Origin of the sequence: Xenorhabdus sp. PB30.3, assembly GCF_963895965.1 — a bacterium.
Taxonomy (GTDB): domain Bacteria; phylum Pseudomonadota; class Gammaproteobacteria; order Enterobacterales; family Enterobacteriaceae; genus Xenorhabdus; species Xenorhabdus stockiae.
Window position 1 is genome coordinate 1 of the sequence record NZ_CAWQMW010000089.1, and the last position, 2,124, is coordinate 2,124.

At 33.9% G+C, this 2,124-nt stretch carries 2 protein-coding genes; both read left to right on the plus strand.

Annotated elements, in window-relative coordinates; genetic code table 11:
- The first annotated feature begins 460 nt into the window (after positions 1 to 460).
- Positions 461 to 1,570: a hypothetical protein gene (locus AACX38_RS05890; protein ID WP_228865887.1), complete on the plus strand. Its 1,110-nt coding sequence runs from the start codon at positions 461 to 463 to the stop codon at positions 1,568 to 1,570.
- Positions 1,571 to 1,770: 200 nt separating this feature from the next.
- Positions 1,771 to 2,124, plus strand: a 354-nt coding sequence (locus AACX38_RS05895) for a hypothetical protein (RefSeq protein ID WP_228865888.1), incomplete at its 3' end; no start/stop codon positions are given.

A 2,124-nucleotide genomic window follows, 5' to 3' on the forward strand; every position in this document is an offset into this window, starting at 1 on the left:
TTTTTCATGAGAATAGACGCAGCATGTTTGATTGAAGTGAACGAAATTAACAAAGAGACAATATGAAAGATAATAAACATGTTAATTATCTTTCATTATTAAATGGTTTTATAAAATTCATACTGTTAAATAATAAAAAATTTTTATTTTTATTTTTATTTTAATATAAGTTAGTGATTTTAATTTTTTTAACTAATATGATTTTATTTATGGGTTTATTCTGGAAATATCTTAGTGTTGGGTCTAGTATTTTATATATGTTTGGTGTGAATCGTGACGCTCACCATTTTTAAATGTAGTTAATCTATATGATATTGAATGGTTTTTATATTAATAATTATGTGGGTTATATTTCTGTGGGATTATACTCAATGGATTTATGTTTTTTTGTAATGATAAAAATAAACACCTCATTAAAATGATGATTATTTTTATTCTTTCTTTTTAGAGGGTGATTATAATGAATTTAAAACAAAATAATGATTTGATAATAACCGGCCTACCCACTTTCACTCTTATATTACTTGATGGAAAATGGGAAGGTGAGCTATTTGCTAATGGAAATATGCAACTTGGTATCGCTATTGATATACTCGCTGCGAATGCTCACTCGGATAAAGTAACATTATCTCCTGAACAATTAGATAGCATTGAGTTAATTGATAAAGTAACGCACGAAAAATTAACTGGTGATTGGACATACAGCTCTGATGAAAACGATTACTCTCACACGTATCCACGAGGTGATGTAACCAGGGGCATAAATTTATCATCTGGAAGAGACACCACCAACGATGATGGATCTCAGCGAAAAGTTTATTGGTTGACAACAAAAAAAGAGGAAACTAAGGAAATCATCGCGAAAATTACATTGTGTGGGAAAGAATTTTTATCAGATGATGTCCATGCAGAAGGATCGCATATTGATGTCCACGGTCGTCGAGCAATTGTTTATCACCCTGAAAATATAGATTTTAAATTTATAGAAAATATTACTAGCGGGAAATATGAATTTAAATCAACTGAAACTACACATAGTATATTCGGGGATGAAACTTATCCACCAACTTTTTCATATCATGATTGGATTCAAAATAATTATTATATTTTTCCTCTGAGTGGATATGAAGTGAAAGATGTTTATGTCCAACATACAAAAAATGATGAAAATCCTAATAAATATGATTATCTAAGATTTACTCATCATACAAGAGACAATGATCTTTTTCTTTGGTTTATTTGGGGTAGGTATAAAGAAGAAGAGAAAAATGCAGGAGCGTCGTATAACATGGTTGAAAAATATAAAAGAGATATAACAGTGCGTTATGAAGCAACCCCACAAGTTAAGATAGTAACAACACCACGTACAGATGTCGTTAGCATGAGTCGCCTCTATTTTGAAAGTCCACTTTCTAAACGTGGCGGTATATTTCCTGATGATAGTCATTTTTGGAATGATAAACCTAATCAGGTTCCACAGTTTAAATTCCATGATATCTATGGTAATGAATCGGTCTTTATAAAAATCATTATGAATAATGCTGATAAGTTTCATTTTCAGGAAGGCTGAATGATATGTGTTTTATTTTATAAATTAGTGAAGATATATAATGGAGATATTAAAAATAATATTCATATTTTAGTCGAGACTGACTATTTGAATATTATTTTATGGTTTTCCAAAATATTTTTTATTTCTGTCACTGCCGGTAATTTAATATATGCCAGATGGGACACTATTTACATCCTAATTTTAATAAGGTGATAAAGATGAGCACTGACTTTTTTTCTCAGGCCGCGAATTTTCAGAGCACCGCCGCAGGCCGTGTCGATCCGCGCACGGGGCTGTTTAATTATGTGATGCCGGTGGCACACCTTATCGGCAATAACCAACTGGGGCCGGAGCTGACCCTGGCGCTGGCATACAGCCCGCTGAATTCAGCGGATATCGGCTTTGGCATCGGTTTTTCCCTCGGGCTGACCCACTACGACAGTGACACGAAAATGCTGCAGCTCTCCACCGGCGAGCGCTATAAAGTGGATGAAACGGATAAGGCCGTGACCTTACTCCAATACAGGCAGGATGTGGTGCGGTTTGAAAAAAACGGGGCGGAGGATGCGTAT